The sequence below is a fragment of the Chitinimonas violaceus genome (assembly GCF_052601015.1).
Genome location: NZ_JBQXDJ010000111.1, coordinates 1 through 7,660 on the forward strand (window position 1 = coordinate 1; position 7,660 = coordinate 7,660).

General features: G+C 43.5%; 5 protein-coding genes. All 5 read right to left on the minus strand.

Annotated features, from left to right (window positions below; genetic code table 11):
* Positions 1-465: 465 nt before the first annotated feature.
* The gene (locus ACUHMQ_RS19665) at positions 466-1,707 is read right to left on the minus strand and encodes a replication initiation protein (RefSeq protein WP_445297159.1); all 1,242 of its coding nucleotides are present in this window, start codon (positions 1,705-1,707) and stop codon (positions 466-468) included.
* Between the two features lie 683 nt (positions 1,708-2,390).
* A complete protein-coding gene (locus tag ACUHMQ_RS19670; RefSeq protein WP_445297160.1) occupies positions 2,391-3,263 on the minus strand; it encodes a ParB/RepB/Spo0J family partition protein in 873 nt (290 codons plus the stop codon).
* Entirely contained in the window at positions 3,260-4,372 is a 1,113-nt protein-coding gene (locus ACUHMQ_RS19675; RefSeq protein ID WP_445297161.1) for a ParA family protein, read from the minus strand. The genes ACUHMQ_RS19670 and ACUHMQ_RS19675 overlap by 4 nt, the downstream gene beginning before the upstream one ends.
* 312 nt (positions 4,373-4,684) lie before the next feature.
* Positions 4,685-5,302, minus strand: coding sequence for a tyrosine-type recombinase/integrase (locus ACUHMQ_RS19680; RefSeq protein ID WP_445297162.1), 618 nt, complete (start codon positions 5,300-5,302; stop codon positions 4,685-4,687).
* Positions 5,303-6,199: 897 nt separating this feature from the next.
* Positions 6,200-6,757: a hypothetical protein gene (locus ACUHMQ_RS19685; RefSeq protein WP_445297163.1), complete on the minus strand. Its 558-nt coding sequence runs from the start codon at positions 6,755-6,757 to the stop codon at positions 6,200-6,202.
* Positions 6,758-7,660 lie beyond the last annotated feature (903 nt).

Below are 7,660 nucleotides of genomic sequence, written 5' to 3' on the forward strand. Positions count from 1 at the left end.
GGATTGGATCTGGTTCTACAATCACGAACGCCCTAACATGGCCTTGGGCGGTATTACCCCAATACAGCGGCTGGCCATGGTCGCATAGCGCTACTTCTGACTCCCCTTAAAAATGGGGGGATTACCAATGTCACTTAACTCCTAAGGGCTAAAATACATTCATCAACGCTAACTCCACTTAGTGCGTGTGTAGTGCCCCCTGGGCCCAATTGCACGCCTGAAAGAAGAGAAGTCCCGATGTTCACTGCTCGGGACTTTTGTTTTGTGTCCCTCGGATACAGCATGACAGACATCAATCAAATCAACCGGACTAAGGTGGAATTAGCCCCCAATAACCCAGCGGAAGGTCAAAGTCGAAGACCTGCTATACCCTGAATTGCCAATTCATAAGAAAACCGAAAGTGAAGTTCACAGAAATAGCTCGTGGAAGAGCACTGCACTTGATGCCATCTATCTAGAAAGACTTCATCCAGAGTCAGCATCACCTACATCAAACATAGAAGCCTCCTTCAGAAGACACTCAGCAGAACCCCCAGATTCCCTCAACGCCTCAAAAGTACCTAGGCCCCCCTCGGCCGCAGTTACCTGATGTGCACCATATTTAACACACGTTGTATTGATCGTTTCTATTCCCGGAGAGGCCAAGTTGGTTACCGGTGTAGGGTGAAGCACTTCCTGGATAACATGCTTGTAGGCGGCGATGGTCTGACGTGTAAGGCCAGCTAGACGTCCTATAGCTAGTTGGGTCAGCTTTTCCCCAAGCTGAATAAGTCGATGGCAAGCCAGCCTGACCTTGGATTCGGTTTCTTTGTGGCGAAGGGCATGGGTGCGTTCTGCGGATTGCTTCTGACGGACATGCAACGGCAAGGCAGGGTTGAGCTGCATCACTCCACGATGACACCTGCCACAGCCGGTGTACCGGTCCCAGGTCCAACGAGCCACCGATTTGACGGTAGCCTTTATTGACGACAGCGGTAGATTGTCGAGGAATCCCTGATTACGGAAACTGTTCTTATTGTGTGCAAACGCTTCCAACAATCTGTTGAACGTATGGTATGAACCTTTTTCCCGCTCGCGATTCACAATGGAATACGCGTAAAAGCGGAGCTGTTCGAATAGGATGCAATGCCGAGAATGGCTTACGGCATCAAGATTTGGTCCTTTACCCCATGGATTGCTAGATGCTAGTTCAACATAATCTGCTAGCTCACCCAGCTCGTAGACATGGTTATGAATCTCATGCGTTAACCACCATGGATGTCCAGGTGTTTTTGCCACTGGGCCACTATGAAAGCTGGTATCAGCCTCTAGCCTTGCTGCGAAAGCTTCATAGACCGCCTTCATATACTGAACAGGCTTAGGCCGCGCAGCCTCCGTTGTACACACGGGCGGAATGGCGTAATAGAGATGACTATGTCCGGTAGACCGATTCCGGACGATCAGATTTGGCGCAGGCAACCCCGCATCTTCCCAAATCATCGCCTTTTTATGGTCGAGATCAAAGATCAACCAGCTCACAAAGCCTGGTCGATTGACTTGCATGTAAGGATAACGAATAGCGTATTCGCGCGGACGCACACGCGTTGCTGTCTTGTCGTCTGAGCAGCGCGGCAAATAGGGGGCTTCTATCATTACTCGATGAAGAGCCGTACCTGATTCGAAATAGCGTTCTACATGGTTAGTCTGTGTTTGTATTTTTGGCGCCATAGCCTCTCACCGCTCATCCCTAATGGACGAACGAATGCTTGCATGCTGAGGTCAAGACACCTACAATGACTTTGCATAATTTGTAGTCATCATCACATCAGGTCACTCTGCAAAGTGAAATGTGTGTGTGCCCGGGCCTAAAGCTCGGTTAAAGTAATACAAAGCCCGCTCGCCAAAGCGGGCTTTTCTATTTGTACTTGTTAAATACGTTGGATCTAAAAGTTCTTAAACTCCACAAAAAATCAACCCATGGATTATGGCTATGGTCATAGCCACCCCAACCTACCACCGACTGCTACAACAGCTCTCACAGTAAGTAATCAAACCAGACCGACGAATGATCATCGCGAAGCCAACTCATCCTGCTCACAAACAGCCGCTGCAACAGCCCTTTTAGCAAGTACTTGAATTGGACCTATGATCATGATCATAGCTACATCAATTCCTCTTACTTACCAGCGGCGACTACAACAGCCCTTACAGTAAGTAATCAAACCAGACCGACGAATGATCATCGCGAAGCCAACTCATCCTGCTCACAAACAGCCGCTGCAACAGCCCTTATAGCAAGTACTCGAATTGGACCTATGATCATGATCATAGCTACATCAATTCCTCTTACTTACCAGCGGCGACTACAACAGCCCTTACAGTAAGCACTCGAACCGGACGGACGATTACAGCTATCTGTTATCTAGCCATTCTTCAATTCTCATAAGCAGTTCATTTTTCTTATTTTCATTTAACCCATCTAACCTAAGAGACGCTTTCCCTACGGAAATTGAAACTGGGCCAAATTGGCGAACCGCAGACCTATTAACTTCCTTCTTAATATTAAGTGCCACATCAATTGCTTCTTTAAATTGCGACCGTGTCCAATTATTCTCCAAAAGAGAAATAACCAAATCAGTCACTTTTTTCCCAAGTGACTCGAAATGTGGGGCCATAAGCTTTATATGGTTATATGTAACAGCCTTTGGGTTCTCTGAAGCCAAAATTGCCTTCAGCGCTTCATTTGGCAATTTAAAGAAACTTTGACTCAAACTAATCTTGGACTGACTCACATTGATTCGTCTCGAAAGAGAACTTTGTGATTCATGTGTTTTACTCATTAAGTCATGGAAAAAATAAGCTTCATCTAAATCACATCCATTATCTCTATCATGATTTGCTGCAAAACCTTCAACGGCAGCAGTTAGCTCATCTACATCTTTGATAATTGCATCAATCGTTGTAGAAATATTATGACTGCGGAAAGCAAGTACTCTTGTTTTCCCATCAATCAGAAAGTACCTGCCATTAATACCCGGTCGGACTTTGATTGGGTCAAGTTGACCATCACGTAATATCTCATCAGCCCTTGCATCCACTAGACTTTTCGGATAAGCATGACGAGCGGGTATTGGATTATCATCGATTAAATCGACGCGAATTTTATGAACTAATCTACTAAGATCTTCACTTCCTGCATGAGGTTTGTGAGGACTATCTTGACTTATATTGGTAGGTAACGGAGTAACAATAATTGGTGGTGGCTGCCTAAATGACTTATTCATTTCAACACCCCAGGTAGAGCCATCTGCTTACTTGCTCGTTTAATTGCCTTAGCTATCACTTCTGCAGCAACCATACGATAATCTTCCGCGACTTTGCTTTTCGGCTTCAAAAGACTGACAGGTACACGTGCGTCTAAAGCTGCGGATAAGTCCTCGGACTTTCGTACAGTATTTTCAGTTGTTGTTTCACGAAAGTGGTTTCTTAAATGTCCCATGTTATCCATCACACGGTTCAGTTTTGCTTCAAAGAATACAGGGATTGTTATGACATCCGGAGTGTAGTGAAACGTCTCATTTAACCGCTGCAACCGTCCACCAAAGCGTGAAATTCCCTTGAGGGAAAACATATTTAATGACACGGGGGAGACAACAATATCGCTTGCCAACAAGGCATTTGTCGTTAAAGTACTTCCACCAGGAGGACAGTCATAGATAACAATGTCGTAATTACTTGTATCCATATGAGGTAAGCGCCCATCTCTAGCATCACTCATAAGACGCAACAATCGATTCTCTTTTCCAACCTGTATTGATAAATATTCTTCGAAATCAATCAATGAAACATCAGCTGGTACAAGATGTGGCCCACACTCTCCATAAGGCTTTTTAATTACCTTATCTAATGGCGTTTTCTTACATACAGGAGGTAGATCAAATAGATCTGAAATCGTGTGGTTAACCACTAAACCAAGAGGTACACCAATTTGTTCAGCGTATTCATCCGTTAACTCGGGGTCATAACCTAATGCCTGCGACATATCACCTTGCGGGTCAAGATCAACCATTAATACGCTGTGACCCTGAATCGCGAATTGAACCCCAAGTTCAATCGCAGTCGTTGTCTTACCAACACCACCTTTTGGTAAATAAACTGCGATGCTTATCTGCTTGTCCAGGCGAGCAACATCACCACGATTCCATCTAAATCGAGCAATCTGAAACACATCATCTGGACTGAAAAATTTACTGGGGGAATTAGGTTGCTTTTTGGCAGTGATACCGGAAAGCTCTTCCAACTTTGTCATATAGGCAGGTGTAAATCCCATCATCAAAGCAACTGATGAAGCACGTAAATTTACACTGCCACCCCAAGGTAACGAAGTATCCATCAAAGCCCGCCAATTAAGACATTTCGTAAAGTATAAAGAAATTCGAGAAAAAAGCGAATTTTTTTAACTGAACGTTTTTTTGCAGACTATTGGATTTCGTAGTTACTGAGAAATATTCTTAGAATATCAATAGCTTAAGCCCTAAGATGCTTACCGCTGCTTGGTTTGGGGCAATCAAGGACAACTAAGAAGTGAACAACGTGAGGGCAGTGCTATAGACAATTGGCATGTTGGTAATACACTACAGACGTATGAAAATCCTCAACAAGTTGAAGATTTCTTACTTAGACCGGCTATCTGACTTTATCGGATCTATTCAATCTCACTCTCAAACACTGCCATTTTTCTAACAAGTTTCTTCAACCTGGCAGGGTTAGCAGTTACATACATCATTGTTGTCGTGAAATTCCGATGCCGCATCAACGCCTGCACTTCACGTAGCGAAGCCCCACCTTGATCAAGCGTAGTTGCAAATGTCCGCCTGCCACTGTGGCTGGTCGCCTTAATGCCTGCCTGCTCAAAAAGCTTCTTAACCAACTGCCGCATGTAATTGGGTGAAATGGATTTGTGGCGATAGCTCAGAAATAAGCGCTCATGACGTTCGGCTTTATCTTCCTCTAGGCGTTTACGTATATAGGCCACCACATCAGCCCGGGCCTCCGGATGGCTGATGTAGATTTCCCCAAACTCCCCCCCCTTGGTCATGGATGGTTCAAGCTGTACTACTTCTCGAACTTCTCCCCGACCATCTACCAGTACATCCAGATTGATGTTCGCCAACTCCTTGGCACGCAGTCCACTGTAAAAAGCTAATGCAATGATGGCCCGATCCCGCTCAAAGTAGGGTGAGTACTTATTAATTGCGAGATACACCGCATTCAATTCCTCCGCACTGAGGGCTGGGGCTTTGCGCTTCTGCTTGAACACCATGGGAACCGTTATCGAAAGGGAGATGCGGGGATGTTAGGCCAGGGGAGGGCTGAAAATCAAAGAAATAGGGCCGACATACGAAAATATACCATTTTCGTATGTCAGATCGCACCAAAATCGCTAGACTACCCATGAACCTGATCAGAGTACATCTAGCGATTTTGAGCGATTTTGGTTGTTAGGACAGAATCCTGCGCGTAAAACCCTTCTACGACCTAGATAGGTATCTGCTCTGCACGCTTTAGCCTAGCCATATGATGTTGGTGCCAGCCGAAATGGGCGATAGCTTGTCCACACACAATAAGTCCAATGGCAAAGGTGAAGTCAAGGCTATGTGAGTCAGCAGCTAAGTAGAGGAGAGCAACGAAAGGGATCAGCCAGAAATTGACGAAAGAACCCACTGCATAGGGTAAAACATTAGTGGGCTTCTTATTTAGGCAATACCAGGAAATGAACGAAGCGGTCAAACCAAGTGCCGATAATAGTATGACGTACAGCTTAGAAAACGGATGGAGGTTTGCAACAACAAAGAGCAACAACCAACTGACAGTATAAAAGGCACTTAAAACTTTCATATAACCCAGACGTTTCTATTGTTAACACTACGCCTAAGGACTAATACGCTCGATTAAAATTCACGATCCAGATGACATTTATATCATTTAATTTGTTAACAAATATTTCAATTGCAGATACTCGCACAGCGGTAAAAGGGAACGCAGTTCGCTTAAAAGCTCGATAAGACGGGCATTTACAAAGGTTGCACATACCCGTACCTATTCTCAAAAAATAAAAAAACTAGGCAGGAGGGGATAAAGCTTTATTCAGCAATACATCGTAATTAACAGATTGCCAGAAAACTACTTCCCCAGTTCAATACTGGCCATTTAAATAACCTTATTGAGAAAGAAAACCGGCATTTCTTTCCAATACTTTTAAGGTGAATAAAGCATCTGGTCCACCTTCATCAGTTAAATAGGACCAGAAATGTTTATCACCGACCTTAGACTCATTATAGCTAGTCAACAACTGCCCATTTCTTGAGCCTTTAATATAGACTCTTGATTCATCCGGTAAGTCTTCGATGGAGAGAATAGTCTTCTTGTCTTCGCCCATCAATGCAAAGAAGTGGGAACGATGTGGTTCACTCGTCACCCAGACATAGCCCTTATTATTAATCCCTAGCTGTTTACCGGGTTCAACAGCGCTTCTCACATAGACTTCGTTATAGCCATCGCCAATATGGCGAAAATACAGTCTGATGGGCATGTCTTCGAATGTATTGAGGCATAAGAATTCATGATGCGCCTGCACATAACCATAACTCTCGGATATGTCCTGATCCAGAGATTGATGACTATCTTCTGTAGTCACGTAGGAAAAGCTGACATGGGTATTACCCATCATCAGGGTCGCCAGAAAAGACTTTTGCTGGTTCAGTTCTTCATTGCTCATCTCAGCCTCCAGTAGATACTGTTAGACGTCTAAAACAATTCTGACCTACGCAATCATTAGATCACTTAATCCTAGAATGGTGCGATATTTAGTGAAATTATTAACACCTTTGGTTAAATCAACAACATGAATTATTATTCAACTAATAATTAATTCTTCATAAACAGATGTAATAGTTACAATCATTCAACTCAACTTTGAATAGTTACTTTCTAATATAAATTACATTAGCTCATGTAGAAATAACAAAAATGGCAATAATCTCCAGCTGAATCTTACCCATGCAAAAATAACCTGAATTGGCAGCATATACTCAACTTTAATACAGTTTATTGTAATTTCATCATTGATCAAATATCTCGCAGAGTACTAGACTGGAATTCAATTAAGATAGTAAGCATGTCCATTTCCAACTAGTTACTAAAATTAATACCAGAGGTAATTGAAAATAGGTCAATAATAAATTATTGATAGAAATGCACTTTCTGGCAACGTTTGCAATCTCTCTTGAATTATTTCTTCTGACTTCTATTGCGGCCATACTTGCATCTAAATTTACACTCTGGAATACATTACGAGATTTACCACCACTAGATTGGAACCTACTCTGTGTGACCACCTGCACTTTATTAATATTAATTGCAGGGGTTTTTATCAGTCGAGAAATTGAATTCTATCTCATCGCACGAGACATTAGACCAATCATCGATAAGCTTGAAGCCGAAGTGCCTAAGCCAACTGCTAAGGAACCACTTCCCGTTCTAATGAATGAGTTAGGGGCACCTCGAAAAACCCTCCGCCCATGGCATGATTCCGACATCCAAAAGTCAGCCCTCCAATCATGATCAAATCCAGTCTGTTTGCCAGTGAAGAACGTGAAGCCAAACTGGATCAGCTGGGCGA

Bases quoted from the DNA above. Each gene is read 5' to 3' on its own strand.
- ACUHMQ_RS19665 (WP_445297159.1), bottom strand. From the start codon at position 1,707: ATGGCGCCAAAAATACAAACACAGACTAACCATGTAGAACGCTATTTC.
- ACUHMQ_RS19670 (WP_445297160.1), bottom strand. From the start codon at position 3,263: ATGAATAAGTCATTTAGGCAGCCACCACCAATTATTGTTACTCCGTTA.
- ACUHMQ_RS19675 (WP_445297161.1), bottom strand. From the start codon at position 4,372: ATGGATACTTCGTTACCTTGGGGTGGCAGTGTAAATTTACGTGCTTCA.
- ACUHMQ_RS19680 (WP_445297162.1), bottom strand. From the start codon at position 5,302: ATGGTGTTCAAGCAGAAGCGCAAAGCCCCAGCCCTCAGTGCGGAGGAA.
- ACUHMQ_RS19685 (WP_445297163.1), bottom strand. From the start codon at position 6,757: ATGAGCAATGAAGAACTGAACCAGCAAAAGTCTTTTCTGGCGACCCTG.